The organism is Anaerovibrio lipolyticus DSM 3074 (genome assembly GCF_900141865.1).
GTDB lineage: Bacteria > Bacillota > Negativicutes > Selenomonadales > Selenomonadaceae > Anaerovibrio > Anaerovibrio lipolyticus.
On record NZ_FQYW01000004.1, the window covers coordinates 44,455 to 60,060 of the forward strand.

Genomic DNA, 15,606 nt, shown 5'->3' on the forward strand with positions numbered 1-15,606 from the left:
TCCCATTAAAAACTAATATCTATATTTTGACCTCTATATTGGTCAACTGCCATTTTCTCTGGCTCAGCTTCCTGCATTTCTTCTTCGCTGTTCACTGGAGCCGCCTTGCGCTTCTTCCCACGATAGCCACCTTTGCCCCGCTCCTCGTCAGGATTATCCTTGATTTTCTGGCCTTCAGCTTCTTCCTTGCTGCGTACCTGCTGCTGCAGATGCTCCTGCTCCTGCTGGTCCTTTACAGCCTGATAATCATGTACCACTGCTCCATGTTGATTCATATTATGCTGAATCTGTCCTACGTCCGCCGACTGTGGTACAGTCATTCTGATATTCATTGGGCTAAAATCCATAAAAACAGCCCCTTTCGCCTATCAATATGCACCTATTTTTATGAAATCATCTTCCACATACTGGGTGCAACATTTCTCCTCCACCTGAACATTCTTCATAATAGAGTTTATGCTTAATCTGGCCCCCGGATACATGGTATCCTTTACCCGAATCTTGCCACGCTTCATCTTCTGAAGCTCTACGTCCAGCTCCTTTAGGAGCCGCTCATTGCGCTCCACTGTTCCTGCCAATGGGAACTGGGAACGAATTAAAGCATTAAAACGCTCTGCCTTATCAGGTGGCAGCTGACTTATATCCAGCTTACCAAGGGTGTTAATCATCTTGGTTACCTGATCAAGGCGTTTCTTTGCCTCATTATATTCCTTTAATACAGTCTGATACTGCTTCTGAAGCATTGGATTAACACCAACAGTAAGGCGGGTAACCACATTGGAAACATTACCTATGTTGGTAGCTCTGATTTCTTCACCTGCCGCTAAATTTCCACCATTAATAAGCCCCTTTTTGCCTTCAACAATAAGAGTATGGCCTGCTCTGATGGTGGAGTGCATGGCAACATCCGTAATTATTACATTGCCCCCGGCCTCTATATCAGCATTTTCAGCAAAGGTTGCCTGGAAATCATTTTCAGCGCGGACAGTGCCTCGGCTCATTCCCTGCACACCGCCCTTGACAATGATATTTCGACCACTAACATCGCCGCCGCTTATCATGCCCTTTATCTCTATATCACCAGTGGCCTTAAGCTGGAATCCCAACTGAACACTGCCGTTAACAGTAACACCACCCACAAAATCTATATTACCGGTGGCCAACCCCACATCACCCTTAACCTCTAAATGTGGGTCAACGCTTATCTTGTTCCCGTTATCCACGATCTGACCATCAATTTCGGACACAACAAAATTTTCGTCCTTAATTACGGTGTTTTTACCAGCTGGAACAGGCTTTGGTTTACCTGGCTTCTGACGAATTGTGGCCCCATGAACATTGGTTCCCGGCTTTCCCTGGGTGTGAGGAATTCTCTCAGCCAAAACCTGCCCCTTCTTCGCCAAAAGGAAAATATTAAGGTTCTTGTAGTCCACACGATCATATTCGTCCGCCACTGGCCTACCAGTAATGCTCATGTCAAATTTCTTAATTATCTGAGCATCAAGGCCATGCTCTGGTGGAATACCAAATGCAACCTTTGTAATACGTCCTGATGCAGCTGCTTCCTTAACAGCTTCCTCGTCAATTCCAAAAACAATATTCTTGACAGCCAGAGCTTCCTTTATCATATCAACAGTTGGAATTGCCTGATTCTCTCTAATATCGAAGCGAACTGTTACCTCCAGCTTATCCTTGGAAACATCCACAAATACGTTGCCATATTCCCTGTTTTCGTGTAATTCCTCTGTTGTAAGCTGGACATCAGTATTACCGTGACGCCCACCTTCTTTATAATTTTGAGGAACCACAAACTTATCAGATATTTTTGTCGTAATTCCATTTGCTTCACGTACAAGTCTGGCCAAAAGCTCCAGATTATAGTCATCAACACTGAATTCCTTCAATATCTGACGCATATCTGATAATTCAAATTGAATACCCGGTTCTGTAGATTCATATACAGTCAAGTATACACCATCATTGCGGAATTCAAATAAATAACCAGAATCACGACTACCCACTGTAGAGACTGAACTTGTATTATCCATAAACAGCCCTCCTTTGGTTATCCCACCCTCTCCAGAGGAACAACCAACAAATGCATCCTTGCATTTGCAAACTGATTTATTTTAAAGATCTAAAGCCTCGTTTGCCAAAAAGCCCCTCAGCTTAAATACTGCCTTTGTATGCAGCTGACAGATACGGGCCTCAGATAAATGCAATACCTGGCTGATTTCCTTCATGGTTAACTCTTCGTGATAATAAAGTGCTATTACCAGCCGTTCCTTTTCGGACAGCTGATCTATTGCCTTGGCCAGTGTTTCCTTCATTTCCACTGTTTCCAGGCTTTTTGTTGGGTCATTTACAGCAGAAGATGCTGTTTCAAATTTTATATATTCTCCCAAAGGGATGATTGTAGAGGCACTTACCTGCTGCTCCAGTGCATGAAGCTGATCCATAGTTACTTCAAGAGCATCTGCCAGCTCCTCATCTGTTGGGGTGCGTCCCAAATCTCCCTCCAGAGTAATTATCGTGCTTTCATATTTTTTTATTTTCTGACGCAAGGAAACAGATATCCAATCCCGGGCTCGAAGGTCATCCTTCATGGCTCCGCTGATTCTGATACCTGCATACGTCTCGAATTTATTGCCCCGATTGTAGTCATATCGGGACACAGCGTCCATTAAACCAAAATACCCGCTGACCTTCAGGTCATCGGTATCCACATGACTTGGCAGACTGATGGCCAATCTGCCTGCTATAATATTAACCAGTGGGAGATAATGCTCTACCAGTTGATTCCTGATATCTATGTTGTCCTTGTCACGACTGTATTCAATCCAAAGCTCTTTAACTTCCTCAGGACTTAACTCTGTGCTCTGCAACTTCTCTCACCACCATTATTAAATCCACACAAAAAACACTTATTCCTCCTGATCAGTTGCCACATGACGCAACTCATCAGCCTGAAGCGGAGTAAAGCCTCCTTCTTCAGACGAATCAGATTCCTCCTGAGGAGTTTCTTCCCCAGCTTCCCCTGAATCCTCTGAATTCTCCTCTGTTTCCTGTTTGTCCCCTACTGCCTGTTCTTCTTCCTTTTCCCCATTCTTCCAGTTTTCCTCAAACTCATGAATTATTGAAGCATAACCCAAACGGTCAAACAAGAAGATAGCAATATAGACAACCAGTCCCGACACTATAAAGCTACAAAATGCCCGGCCAAGAATAATCTGCAACCGGGCATCTGATAACAGTCCTGCGACTATAGCAGTCAAAGCTGCTATAGCCCCACAAACCGAAGCTGCACCTAGCTTAAACACATCAATCACCGTCTAAATTTCTTTCTCGCCCTTATCAATGGTCTTAACCTTGTATACACCATTTGATAAATCGATGGATACTGTACGACCATAACTGCCACCCGTATCTTCACCGATAATAGGAATACCTAAGCCGGCAAGAACGTCCTTGGCAGCTTGAGCATTTCTTTGCCCCACACGCATTATATCTGTAGCGTTGGCAAAAGCAAACATCTGGGCGCCACCAGCAATTTTGGCAACCAATCTGCTCCTGGAAGCACCCAACTTCAGCACTTCATTCAGCATGTCTGGTATACCAGTATCCGCAAATTTTGCCCTGTTTTCGTTAGCCCTGGACTGGGTACTGTCTGGCAACATTATATGAAGGAGCCCGCCGACCTTAGTCTGCGGATCATATAGTGAGATGCCAATACATGAACCAAGTCCATAACTAATTAATGTTGATGGAGCTGTACCGACTTTTGCATCGGCCATTCCAACCTTAACTAATTCTGGCATATCATTCAACTCCCACTGCAGACAGTATAGTTTCCAATGAACCAGGATCAGGTACCAAGAAGAAGTGGCCCTTGATACCCTCATCATCGGTATTGAACTCAGTCTCAATAACTAAAGCATGGTCACCCATCTGACCAAGCTGAATCAATACTACGCTTAAAATAGCACCTGCCATATCCATTGCCAAAGCCGGAATAGTTGGCAACAAGGATATATTGGTAAAATTGAACAAAGCGTTCAAATATGCACCGGAAAGGATATTACCTATCTCCATAAGTGCGGACTCATCCATAAAGTCCAGCTTCTGTGTTTCACCGCGTTTCTTGCCCATAAGCATGTCAACGAGATAGAACGCACTATCCCTTGGCAACAGGAACAGAATATTACTAGGAGCCTTACCATATACTCTGAGGAAAACTCCTACAACCATAACATCAGGTCCGCCTACCAGGTCAGGAACCTCACCAAGGGGTACTATTGATACCCTTGGTACGTTCATATCGATGCGTCTGTTTATAATCTGGGATAAAGCAGTAGCTGAGTTTCCAGCACCAACATTACCAATCTCACGTAGCGCATCCATCTGGTTAGCAGATAAGCTTGCAACATCATCTGACATATCTTCACCCCATCCAGAAATTATTCTTCGCCAGTAAGACCAATGATTTCGCTAATGTTAAGCTGAATTATCAGTCTTCCATCAACCTTGCCAATACCAGAGATAAATCTTGAATTTGCATCTGTACCGGTTACAGCTCTGGTAGAATCAATGTCATCCGCATTGATAGTTCTAACCTCAGTAACTGCATCAACCAGCATACCTACAGAAACCTCATCCAGCTGGACGATTACGATACGAGTATTTGCAGTATATGGAGTATCCTCCAAACCGAGACGACGTTTTAAGTCGATTACCGGTAATACACTACCACGGAGATTTATTACGCCCTTTATAAATTCCGGAGCAAATGGAACTCTGGTAATATCTGTCAGGCCCTTGATTTCCTGAACATTCAAAATACTAAAACCATATTCTTCATTTCTAAGCTTAAAAGCAACTACCTGAACCTCGCCGTCAGATACTACCTGTCCTTCTATGTTAGCCATTTTTCACCCCTCCTATGATTACATCAATGAACTTACGTCCAGGATCATAGCAACATGACCATCACCCAGAACAGTAGCACCAGCCAGCATCTTCAGACCGGACAGGAGCTTGCCAAGTGTCTTAATAACGATTTCCTGCTGACCGATGAGATTATCAACAACAATACCCATCTTGTGATCACCAACATGTACAACAACCACAAAGATGTCTTCCTCGTTGGTATCCTCTCCCTTAGGAACGCTAAGAACTTCGCCCAAACGGGCAATTGGAATAATCTCACCACGGAGAACAATAACCTCCTTGTTCTGTACAGTTTTAATATCATCAGGAGTGATATTAATGGTACTGTCGATAGAGCCAAGAGGAATTGCATACATCTCATTCTGAACCTTAACCAGCATAGCCTGGATAATAGCCAGAGTCAGAGGCAGCTTAATCTTGAATACCGAACCTTCATCAATCTTGGTTTCAACATCTACATTACCGCCCAAGGACTCAATCTTGCTGCGAACAACATCCATACCTACGCCTCGTCCGGATACGTCGGTAATAACCTCCGCAGTGGAGAAGCCTGGCAGGAAGATAAGACGAACTGCATCAGAATCTGGCAGTGCATCAGCCTCCTCACGGCTAATCATTCCCTTTTCAACGGCCTTGTTACGAATTTTGTCTGCATTGATACCAGCACCATCATCAGTAACCATGATTACAACATTGTTACCTTCATGGCGGGCAATGAGACCGACCTCACCAGTACGAGGCTTGCCCTTTGCTTCACGCTCATCAGGGTGCTCAACACCATGGTCAAGGGAATTACGAAGGAGATGCATCAATGGATCGCCGATTTCGTCGATAACTGTACGGTCCAGCTCTGTATCCTCACCCTCAATTGTAAGGTTGATTTCTTTGTTCAGTTCCTTGGTAAGGTCACGGACCATACGAGGGAATCTGTTAAATACCTGACTAACTGGCACCATGCGGACCTTCATTACTACAGACTGGAGGTCAGTGGTAACTCTATCCATCTGCTCCAAAGTCTCTGTAAGGTCTGTCAATCTATGGGTCATGCCAATCTGCTCAAGGCGAACCTTGTTGGTAACAAGCTCTCCTACCAGATTCATGAGTGTATCCAGCTTTTCAATATCTACACGAACTGACTGACCACCCATATGAGTCTTCTTGGCATCCTTGGCTGCTGGCTTAGCATCAGCCTTCTTGGCTGGAGCAGGTGCTGCCTTTGCTGCAGGTGCTGCCGCCGGAGCTGCTGGAGCAGAAGCTGCTGCTGGAGCAGCTGCAGGAGCTGCTGGTGCTGCTGCCGTTTCAGGATCAAACTCTGTTACGTTTGCAACTGTGATCTCAGAAATAGCAGAAACTGCATTCTCAACAGTCTTGGCATCAGCATCGCTGACAATAATCACATCAAAGCTATGATCAAATTTCTCCTGTTCCAAATCCTCTGCAGGTGGAACAGACTTAATTACATCACTGATTTCATCCAACGCATTCATTACCATATATGAACGGGCTGACTTTAAGATACAGTTCTCAGAAATTTCTACGTGAACGTGATAAGGAACAAGGCCGCTATTCTTTGCTTCAACAATAACATTTTTTTCAGTATCACTGATATGAATAGCACCAGCTTCCCCGGAAGCCTCTGAAGCAGCCTCTGTGGCAGGTGCTGCTTCAGCTGGTGCAGCATCTGCGGACTCACCCTTGGCAATTGCATTTACCTGGCGCACCAAATCGGATACATCTACAAGATCCTCAGACTCACCATTGCTGATATTCTCAACCATTTCCTGTAAGGTATCCAAGCACTTGAAAATTACGTCTATAATTTCAGGGCTAACCTTCAGCTGTTCCTTACGGAGCATATCGAGCAAATTTTCCATATCATGGGTTAATTCTGCTGTCTTTGTGTACCCCATAGTTGCGGACATGCCCTTTAAAGTATGGGCATTACGGAAGATTTCATTTAAGACGGACAAATCCTCCGGATCATTTTCCAGACTCAGCAGGCCGTCATTCAGAGACTGCAAATGTTCCCGCGACTCGTCCAAAAACATTTCCATGTACTGATTTGTTTCCATTTCTATTCCCCCTGATTAACTTATTTTCTAACTGCATTCATAATTGCTTCGGCTATGTTCTGAACGGGCAGGACCTCGTCAGATATTCCAGCGTCCACAACGGCCTTTGGCATCCCATACACTACGCAAGTCTCCTGGGACTCGGCGATAATATATCCTCCGGCCTCTTTAATTTTTTTCATTCCAGCGGTGCCATCACACCCCATGCCGGTTAATATGACGGACACCACATCACCGCCATACTGGGCAACAGAGTCAAACATAATATCTACTGCCGGGCGATGGGCCGCCAAAGGTGGTTTCTGATTCAGCGAGATTACTCTTTGTGAACCGCTACCAGTTATCTCCATGTGATAATCACCTGGAGCTATGTAAACACAACCCGGTAAAATTGGCTCCATATCCTCAGCTTCCTTAACCTTCACCTGAGATATGTCATCCAAACGCTCCGCCAATGATTTGGTGAAGCCTGCGGGCATATGTTGCACTATTACCATGCCACACGGCATATCAGCCGGTAGCTTGGGAACCACGTACTGCAAAGCCTTTGGTCCGCCTGTGGACGTACCCAAAGCAATGAGCTTATTTCCTCCCGAAGAACCACTGCTGTGAGCACTACGCATTTTCAGATATGGGTTCTCCCTTTTCGCCAGCTTCTCTGTAACCGAGCTATGCTGCTTTAATATGGAGGAGGTTCTTGAGGTTGCAGTCACATGAGCAGTGGGCTTCAGGCGACTGGCAACAATCGAGGTGGGGGTTATTCCCCTATTAGGTACAGTAGCACCTTTTCTCTCAAGTATATTTATTCGCTTTAAATTCGCTGCTTCCTGCTTTTTTCCTAGAATATTATCATTATTTATAATTTTTTTTACTTTCGCAGTTGCCGCATTGCGACTTTTTTCCAGAATTTCATCCTTGATGGTGTCTATTCGCGATACTGATCCGCCTGCTTTGGTGATGAAATCCACCGCTCCAAGCTGAAGGGCCCTGATGGTTTCATCAGCATCCTTCTTGGTCAGACTACTTAGCATAACCACAGGTGTTGGACACGATTCCATTATCACTTCCAAAGCCTGCAAGCCATTCATAATGGGCATATTTACGTCCATAGTTACCAAATCCGGCTTCAATCTTGAAACAAGCTTGACCGCTTCACTACCATCCGGAGCAGTTCCAACTACCTCAAAATCAGGAGCCGATGCAAATAAATCTGACAGCACATTCCTCATAAAGGATGAATCATCAGCTATTAATACGCGAATCATACCGACACCCCCTCAAAGATTATCAATCCCCTTGGCCAATCCTTTTCTCTGTAAATGGAAGATATATCTTATAAGCCGATTTTGGACATTTCTGTCAATTGACAGGAATTCCGTACCTATATGATAAACTTTTTCCCCGTTAACATCAATTTCAGCACAGCGGGCTACACGGCACATAAGCTTTAAAAGGCCAACATCCGGAATATCATCAAGCTCTATGGCTACCTTGGTATCCACAGGCAATGGGCGTTTAAATGCAAAACACACACCGCCACCGCTAATATCCACTGAGGATGTAACTACCATTTCTTCCAGGGCTCCCTCCTGATTTACAGGACGCACAACCACCGGCAAAGTAGCTTTTACGCGAACAAATTCACGGTTCTGAGCCTTTTCAACTTCCTCTGGTCTGGAAATATACCAAACAGGTATATTTTCTATACCCTTATCCATAAAAACAGCACGGAAAAGATAGAAACAACGCTCATCCAACACCTTGCAGATGACATTAGTACCTACCTCCGGTATTAGAGGACGATGCTTATCATCTACGGGCATTGCCAGAACCATATAATTGTCTTTCATGTCCTCAATTCTGCTATTATAAAAGCGGGTATCATCCATAAGAGATACCTGTGCTCTTTGCCCAAATCTCAGCACTTTATTAGCTTTGACAATTTCTGCTCTCTTCATTGTATTTCCTTTCCAACTCATCGCGTTTAAGAAGACATCACTTCCTAAACAGTCTTCTCAGGAATCCGCGCCAGCCAAGTTTAATCTTCTCCTGACGCCCATTGACGAGACCACTGGCAATAGATGCTATACATCTGGCCGATATTGCCTCCGGATGCCCTGACATTATAGGCACCTGAGACCTTACCGACTTCACCATCATCTGATCGTCATATATATATCCAATGCACTCTACGGAAAGCTTCAGAAATTTTGCTGCGGTCCTTGATAAAGTGCCAACCACTTCCCGTATTTCGGGCTCATCAATAACCCGATTTACGACAAGCTTAAGGTTTGGATTTTCAGTAGTTCTGCTGTAGCCCTTCATAACGGCATAAGCATCAGTTAATGCTGTAGGCTCCGGGGTGGTAACCAACAGTACTTCATCAGCAGAAACGATAAAATCAAGCACGTTTTTGCCAATACCAGCACCCGTATCCACCAATATAATATCTGCCCAATCCTCGCAGGCCCCCAGCTTATTAAAGAGTACCTCCCGCTCGGTTGCGGTCATCTCAGCGGCGTGCTCCATGCCGGAGCCTCCGGAAATATAGCTCACACCATAAGGGCCTCTGAGAAGAACATCCTCCAGGGCTACATCGGGATCAAGCAAATTCATAAGATTCACCCTAGATGAAGTACCCAGCAAAATATCCACATTGGCCATGCCCATATCGGCATCGATTATAATTACCCGCTTGCCCATGTTGCCAAGGGCAATAGCCAGATTAACTGTAAGATTTGTTTTTCCAACGCCCCCCTTGCCGCTGGTTATGGCAATAGTACGAGGGCCCTTGGATTCCGCCTTGATTTTTGATATTTTTTCTTTTTCATCTGTCTCCTTGGGAATTGGCGGTTCTGGATAAACATTCTTATCCTCCACAAGGCGACGGAGATTTGCTGCCTGATCATTCATAATACTTACCTCAGCAGCATTTCTACCAGCTTCTGATAGCTGGCCGGAGTAATATCATCAGGAACACTCTGTCCGTTGGTAACATAGGACAAAGCAATTTTTTTCTTGTAAAGAAGATTCATAATAAGTCCTAAAGAGCTGGTTTCGTCAGTCTTGGTAAAGATTACCCTTTCAGGCTCACAAGGCATAAATCTGTTCAGGATTTCCTCAGCATCCCTGTGCTTGGTAGTAGAGCTAAGTACAAGATGCTTTTCAATGTCCTTGTTTGCCTTTAAAAGTCCCATGAGCTCCTTCATCTGGAACTCATTGTACTGGCTTCTTCCAGCAGTATCAATAAGAATAAGCTGCTTGTCAGAGTGCTTTTCAATAGCCTGCTGCAATGCCTCAGGAGAATAAACAATCTCGATGGGCAAGCCCAAAATGTCAGAATATGTCTTAAGCTGCTCCACTGCAGAGATACGATAGGTATCGGCAGTAATCAGAGCTGCGCTTACACCTTTTTCCAACACGAACTTAGCAGCAATCTTGGCAAGAGTTGTGGTCTTGCCCACACCAGTTGGACCTATGAGGGCCACGATTTTAGGTTTATCAGAATAAAGGGTAATGCCCGAAGCTACCCTTATTGTCTTTTTTAGGAATTTCTCCAAAGAACGATGCGCTTTTTCGGAGTCCTTGTCTTCAAGAATTTCCGCTCCGGAAAGGCGACGGATCATATCCTGAATAATTTTTTCATCAATATCACATGAACGAAGGGCCTGCTGGAGAGTAATCTCCTGGTCCTGATCAGAAGCTGCTTTCCCCATACGGGCCAGCATTTCTTTCATTTCGTCAAGCTCATTCTGCAAAGACTGAATGGTTTCCTGGTCATCCTCGACCTGCTTTGCCGCCTTGACGAAGGCTTCTTCCTTGGCAGCAGCCTCTGCCATAGCGGCCAAATCTGCTGCAGAAGGTTCCGCAGCCTTTACTGGCTCCAGTTCTTCCTTTTTTTCCATAGGCTTAATTATACGACCTACAGTAATGAGATTTTCATCGGCACGGGATGCGCCTAAAGCTGGCTGAACACTATCATTGTCAGCTGCTTTGATGCGGTCAAGAGAGGATAAAATATCCTCAAACGTAGACTGGACCTGTGGCCCTTGGGTATTGCGCCCCCCAACTGCAGAGGCAGTATGTCCCGCATCATACTGATCAGCCCTAAGCTGTGCATTATCAACACTAAACTGGGTGCCTGCAGTCTGATACTGGGAAACAGCAGTTTTTCTAGGAATAATAGGCGGTACCATAGGCTCTGCAGCAGATGCTCCCATAGCAGGAGCGGAAGCCTGATTCCCCATGGTTGGAGCCGAAATCGGATTGCCCATGACTGGAGCCGAGGCTGTTTTTCCCATTGCATGAGCAGGAGCTGATGATGGTGCTGCAGTAGCCGCTGACATACGAGGCGGAACTGCAGCTGTTGCCTTTTGTGACGGAGCAGAAGCTTTTGCAGCTGCCCTTTTAATCGGCTTTTGCTGTGGCTCATCCTCCACAGCAGCAATTACCTCAACCACTTCCTTGCTGCCAAAGCCAAGAAGTCCACCTTTTTTTGAACGAGTTGTATGTAAAATAACTGCATCTATGCCAAGCTCAGCCTTAACATTAGCCATGGCTTCCTTCAGCGTAGGCGCCTTAAATGTTTTTATCCTCAATTTAGATCTTCACCACCCCAATAATCTGTATCTCTACAGTTTGCTCTATCTCAGCGTGAGACAGAACGATAATCCCAGGAACGGACCTTTCAACCAATTTTCTGAAATACAGGCGTACAGTCGGGCTTGTAAGGGCAATTGGCTGATACCCCATGTCCGTCAGCTTCTGCAGTTCTGCACCCAATGCGGTAAGAATCTTCTGCATAGTATCAGGATCAAGACTTACATAGGAACCCCGGTCGGTACGCTGAACGGCACCGGCAATGCGGTTCTCAATGGTAGGGTCAAGTGTGATACATGTAAGCTGATTATTCTGGGTATATTGCTGAGTGATTTGTCGAGACAATGCGTGTCTTACATACTCAGTTAAAATCTCAGTATCCTTAGTGGCACGGGCATAATCCGCCAATACCTCCAAAATAGTAGCCATATCTCTGATAGATACACGCTCCCGCAGGAGATTTGCCAATACCTTCTGAATTTCGCCAACACTCATCAGATCAGGCACAATCTCGTCCACAAGGGTAGAGTTGGTCTTACGTGCATTATCAATAAGGTTCTGGGTCTCCTGACGGCCAAGGATTTCATCGGCATGGGCCTTGATAACCTCAGTCAAATGAGTTGCCAGAACAGATACAGCATCTACTACAGTATAACCATTCAACTCAGCCTGCTCCCTTGATGCTTCTGGAATCCAGAGTGCCGGCAAGCCAAAAGCAGGCTCCTGTGTTTCAATTCCCTGAATTTCCTCAAACACAGTACCTGAATTCATCGCTAAGAAGTGGTCTAGTAATAATTCGCCCTTCGCTATCTCAATTCCTTTAAGTTTTATAATATATGCGTTAGGTTTTATTTGAATATTATCACGAATACGAATGGTAGGAACCACCAAACCCAGTTCCAATGCGCACTGACGCCTAATCATAACGATACGGTCAAGAAGGTCTCCGCCCTGGCCGGTATCAACCAGTGGAATCAAGCTGTAACCAATTTCCAGCTCCATAGGATCAACCTGCAGGAGAGAAACAATATTTTCCGGCTTGGTCGCCTCGGTTTTGCTCTTTTCCTTTTTCTGGACAGTGGCAGTTTCCTCAACCTGTTTTTGGCCTCTGGTCTTCTGATAACCAATAAAGGCACAGACTGCAGCCAAAATACTGAACGGCAGTCCTGGAAGGCCTGGAACCAGTGCCAATGCCAAAAGCACACCGGCAACGATAAAGAATACACGGTCATGACGACCCAGCTGGGTAACGAGGTCGTGACCCAAATTGCTGTCAGAAGCAGCACGGGTAACAATAATACCAGTTGCAGTGGAAATCAACAGAGCAGGAATCTGGTTTACCAAACCCTCACCTACAGTAAGCAGTGTATAGTTGGAAAGTGCCTGCTGAACTGTGAGATTTCTCTGAACCATGCCGATGATAAAGCCACCGGTTATATTAATCAAAATAATGATGATAGCCGCAATAGCATCACCTTTTACGAACTTACTGGCACCATCCATGGCTCCGTAGAAGTCAGCCTCGCGCTGAATCTTCATTCTGCGCTCACTGGCCTCAGCATCGGTAATGGCACCCTGGTTAAGGTCAGCATCGATGGACATCTGCTTACCAGGCATTGCGTCCAAAGTGAATCGTGCAGATACCTCGGCAACTCGCTCGGCGCCCTTGGTAATAACAATAAACTGAATGATAATCAGAATTATGAAGATAATGAAACCTACTACTGCATTACCACCCACTACGAAGTTACCGAAGGACATGATTACCTCACCGGCGTAGCCCTCCAGCAAAATAAGTCTGGTGGAGGATACGTTCAGTGCCAATCGGAACAGGGTGGTAATCAAAAGCAGTGATGGGAACACGGATAAATCCAGAGCCTCCACATTATATATAGCCGCCATTACCACTATCAGAGCCAAAGTGATGTTCATACACAGCAGCAAATCCAGCAGCATGGTTGGCAGCGGAATTATCATCATTACAACGATGGTAACAATACCTACTGCTACCATTATGTCACTGTATTTAGTTATAAAACTGCCCTTCTCCTGGGCAGCCGTCTCGGGAGCAGCCATGTTGTTCTCCTAATGTATCAATAAAACTTACGCGTAATATCTGGTCTTTCTCTTTAGCCTATATACATAAGCCAGCACCTCAGCCACAGCCTTGTACAGCTCCTGAGGAATAGCGGCGCCGATTTCCACGGCGGCAAAGAGTGCTCTTGCCAAAGGCTTGTTTTCCACAATTGGAACCTTGCTTTCCCTGGCAATAGCCTTGATTTTCTGGGCAACCAAATCCTGCCCCTTTGCTATAACAATAGGAGCAGACATCCCCGACTGATATTTTAAGGCAACAGCAAAGTGAGTAGGGTTTGTTACGATTACATCAGCCTGAGGAACCTCCTGCATCATACGGGCCATAGCCATCTGACGCTGTTTCTGACGAATCTTGCCCTTAATCTTAGGGTCACCTTCCTGCTGCTTGAATTCTTCTTTTACTTCCTGCTTGGACATTTTCAAATCCTGCAGGTTCTGCCATTTCTGATAGGCATAATCCAGTACCGCCATGACGATGAACACGCCGATAATCTTAAATGCCAGAAAGAATATGGTATCCGACATCTTATTTAGCCCGGCGAATATATCCATGTAAATGAGCTTCGGTATCTGGAAAACCTCATCTTTAAGATAAGTGATAATAAAGTAGCCTATTATTATTATCTTAAGCAAAGACTTAATGAGCTCCACCAGTGAACGCTTGGAAAACATTCGCTTGGCACCATTAATAGGATTGAGCTTATTAGGGTCAAAGCTGATGGTTTCTGTGGAAAAATTAAGACCTACCTGGGCCAAATTCATAGCCAAACCGATAATCATAATAAATACCATCAGCGGAATGGAGGTCTTGGCCAGAAGGATTATCATGCCGATAAACATCTGCATGATGGACTCCTCATTTATATCAACATTCAAGTTGCCATAAATGTAGGTGGAATAATTCATAATCTCGGCCACAGCATTGCCACCAAGAACTTTAAGTACCATAAAGCCAGCCAACAAAACGAAGGCGGCATTTATTTCCTGGCTTTTACCAACCTGACCTTTTTTGCGGGCATCAGCCTTACGCTTGGCAGTTGGTTCCTCGGTTTTTTCTCCGGCGAACAGCTGCAGATCAAACTGGAAAAGAGGTTGTCTATATTTGTTATTGTATTGCCCGTAAGGCGATGGTGATGTTTCCATACATCTCATTGAACAACACATCCAAAAACAATATATAAAATGGAATAACGATAGCCAATGTGAAGGTACCAATAACAATCTGCATTGGAATACCTACAACGAAGATATTCATCTGAGGCATTGTACGGGCCAATATACCAAGGGACACATTCGTAAGAAGTATGGCGAAGGTAATTGGCATGGCTATCTGAACACCTGTTAAGAATATATTGGCGGTAAAATCTATTATTAAATCTGTAATGGCGGCATCGTAATGTATACCCACCATTGGTATGGCATCAAAGCTCCTGATTATGGCCGTCAATAACATGTGATGGCCGTTGGTCACCAGAAAGACTATCATAGTAAGATAGTAAAGAAATGTACCAATCAGCGGATTTTGCTGACCCGATGTTGGATCCATTTCATTTACCACCGCAAAGCCCACCTGCATATCCATTATCTTACCTGCCATGGTAACACACTGAAGGCACACATAGCACACAAAGCCTATAAGCCAGCCCACAAACAATTCTGAAAGCACTGACAAGGAATAGGCAAATAATGACATGGGAGCCTCTATAGGGTAGTTCTGGTCTATCACCGGAAACATAACCAGTGATATGGCAAAACAGGCCCCGGCCCTGAAATATATTGGTATATTCTGGCTGCCAAAGAATGGCGCAATCAGGAACATACCGCTAATCCGAGTCATCATTAACAGGAAAACAGCGGCATGATTTTGCAATAAATCAAAAAAATCCACCTA

General features: G+C 44.9%; 15 protein-coding genes. All 15 read right to left on the reverse strand.

The annotated features are described in order from the left end of the window. Nucleotides 1-5 precede the first annotated feature (5 nt). Entirely contained in the window at nt 6-347 is a 342-nt protein-coding gene (locus tag B6K08_RS01340; RefSeq protein ID WP_052212063.1) for a hypothetical protein, read from the reverse strand. A 21-nt stretch (nt 348-368) separates the two neighbouring features. Continuing rightward, entirely contained in the window at nt 369-2,048 is a 1,680-nt protein-coding gene (locus B6K08_RS01345) for a DUF342 domain-containing protein (RefSeq protein ID WP_039207687.1), read from the reverse strand. An 81-nt stretch (nt 2,049-2,129) separates the two neighbouring features. Next, entirely contained in the window at nt 2,130-2,885 is a 756-nt protein-coding gene (locus tag B6K08_RS01350) for a FliA/WhiG family RNA polymerase sigma factor (protein WP_039207682.1), read from the reverse strand. Nucleotides 2,886-2,924: 39 nt separating this feature from the next. Then, a complete protein-coding gene (locus tag B6K08_RS01355) occupies nt 2,925-3,329 on the reverse strand; it encodes a hypothetical protein (RefSeq protein WP_039207679.1) in 405 nt (134 codons plus the stop codon). A gap of 3 nt (nt 3,330-3,332) precedes the next feature. Further along, nucleotides 3,333-3,818, reverse strand: coding sequence for a chemotaxis protein CheD (locus tag B6K08_RS01360; protein ID WP_027397530.1), 486 nt, complete (start codon nt 3,816-3,818; stop codon nt 3,333-3,335). 1 nt (nt 3,819) lies between these two features. Continuing rightward, nucleotides 3,820-4,437 (reverse strand): chemotaxis protein CheC, encoded by a 618-nt coding sequence (locus B6K08_RS01365; protein ID WP_039207674.1) that lies wholly within the window; start codon nt 4,435-4,437, stop codon nt 3,820-3,822. A 20-nt stretch (nt 4,438-4,457) separates the two neighbouring features. Then, entirely contained in the window at nt 4,458-4,925 is a 468-nt protein-coding gene (locus tag B6K08_RS01370; protein WP_039207671.1) for a chemotaxis protein CheW, read from the reverse strand. 18 nt (nt 4,926-4,943) lie between these two features. Continuing rightward, nucleotides 4,944-7,019, reverse strand: coding sequence for a chemotaxis protein CheA (locus tag B6K08_RS01375; protein ID WP_080325207.1), 2,076 nt, complete (start codon nt 7,017-7,019; stop codon nt 4,944-4,946). A gap of 20 nt (nt 7,020-7,039) precedes the next feature. After that, on the reverse strand, nt 7,040-8,284 hold the full coding sequence (locus B6K08_RS01380) for a protein-glutamate methylesterase/protein-glutamine glutaminase (protein ID WP_039208051.1): 1,245 nt from the start codon (nt 8,282-8,284) through the stop codon (nt 7,040-7,042). Nucleotides 8,285-8,296: 12 nt separating this feature from the next. Continuing rightward, complete coding sequence (locus tag B6K08_RS01385; RefSeq protein WP_039208058.1) at nt 8,297-8,977, reverse strand: flagellar brake protein; 681 nt, start codon at nt 8,975-8,977, stop codon at nt 8,297-8,299. A gap of 37 nt (nt 8,978-9,014) precedes the next feature. Next, nucleotides 9,015-9,932, reverse strand: coding sequence for a MinD/ParA family protein (locus B6K08_RS01390; protein ID WP_039208061.1), 918 nt, complete (start codon nt 9,930-9,932; stop codon nt 9,015-9,017). Nucleotides 9,933-9,937: 5 nt separating this feature from the next. Continuing rightward, nucleotides 9,938-11,617 carry a flagellar biosynthesis GTPase FlhF gene (flhF, locus tag B6K08_RS01395; protein ID WP_234985143.1) on the reverse strand — a complete coding sequence of 560 codons (1,680 nt, stop codon included), beginning with the start codon at nt 11,615-11,617 and terminating at the stop codon, nt 9,938-9,940. Nucleotide 11,618: 1 nt separating this feature from the next. Beyond that, nucleotides 11,619-13,694 carry a flagellar biosynthesis protein FlhA gene (gene flhA / locus B6K08_RS01400; protein WP_039205767.1) on the reverse strand — a complete coding sequence of 692 codons (2,076 nt, stop codon included), beginning with the start codon at nt 13,692-13,694 and terminating at the stop codon, nt 11,619-11,621. A gap of 27 nt (nt 13,695-13,721) precedes the next feature. Beyond that, complete coding sequence (gene flhB / locus B6K08_RS01405) at nt 13,722-14,858, reverse strand: flagellar biosynthesis protein FlhB (protein ID WP_039205775.1); 1,137 nt, start codon at nt 14,856-14,858, stop codon at nt 13,722-13,724. Continuing rightward, nucleotides 14,821-15,603 (reverse strand): flagellar biosynthetic protein FliR, encoded by a 783-nt coding sequence (gene fliR, locus B6K08_RS01410; protein WP_039205766.1) that lies wholly within the window; start codon nt 15,601-15,603, stop codon nt 14,821-14,823. The genes flhB and fliR overlap by 38 nt, the downstream gene beginning before the upstream one ends. Between the last annotated feature and the right edge of the window lie 3 nt (nt 15,604-15,606).

Excerpts from the sequence above, each read along its gene's own strand:
- B6K08_RS01375 (WP_080325207.1), bottom strand. The coding sequence starts at position 7,019 with ATGGAAACAAATCAGTACATGGAAATGTTTTTGGACGAGTCGCGGGAA.
- flhA (WP_039205767.1), bottom strand. The coding sequence starts at position 13,694 with ATGGCTGCTCCCGAGACGGCTGCCCAGGAGAAGGGCAGTTTTATAACT.
- B6K08_RS01390 (WP_039208061.1), bottom strand. The coding sequence starts at position 9,932 with ATGAATGATCAGGCAGCAAATCTCCGTCGCCTTGTGGAGGATAAGAAT.
- B6K08_RS01370 (WP_039207671.1), bottom strand. The coding sequence starts at position 4,925 with ATGGCTAACATAGAAGGACAGGTAGTATCTGACGGCGAGGTTCAGGTA.
- B6K08_RS01340 (WP_052212063.1), bottom strand. The coding sequence starts at position 347 with ATGGATTTTAGCCCAATGAATATCAGAATGACTGTACCACAGTCGGCG.
- B6K08_RS01380 (WP_039208051.1), bottom strand. The coding sequence starts at position 8,284 with ATGATTCGCGTATTAATAGCTGATGATTCATCCTTTATGAGGAATGTG.
- B6K08_RS01345 (WP_039207687.1), bottom strand. The coding sequence starts at position 2,048 with ATGGATAATACAAGTTCAGTCTCTACAGTGGGTAGTCGTGATTCTGGT.
- B6K08_RS01385 (WP_039208058.1), bottom strand. The coding sequence starts at position 8,977 with ATGAAGAGAGCAGAAATTGTCAAAGCTAATAAAGTGCTGAGATTTGGG.
- B6K08_RS01365 (WP_039207674.1), bottom strand. The coding sequence starts at position 4,437 with ATGTCAGATGATGTTGCAAGCTTATCTGCTAACCAGATGGATGCGCTA.
- B6K08_RS01360 (WP_027397530.1), bottom strand. The coding sequence starts at position 3,818 with ATGCCAGAATTAGTTAAGGTTGGAATGGCCGATGCAAAAGTCGGTACA.
- flhB (WP_039205775.1), bottom strand. The coding sequence starts at position 14,858 with ATGGAAACATCACCATCGCCTTACGGGCAATACAATAACAAATATAGA.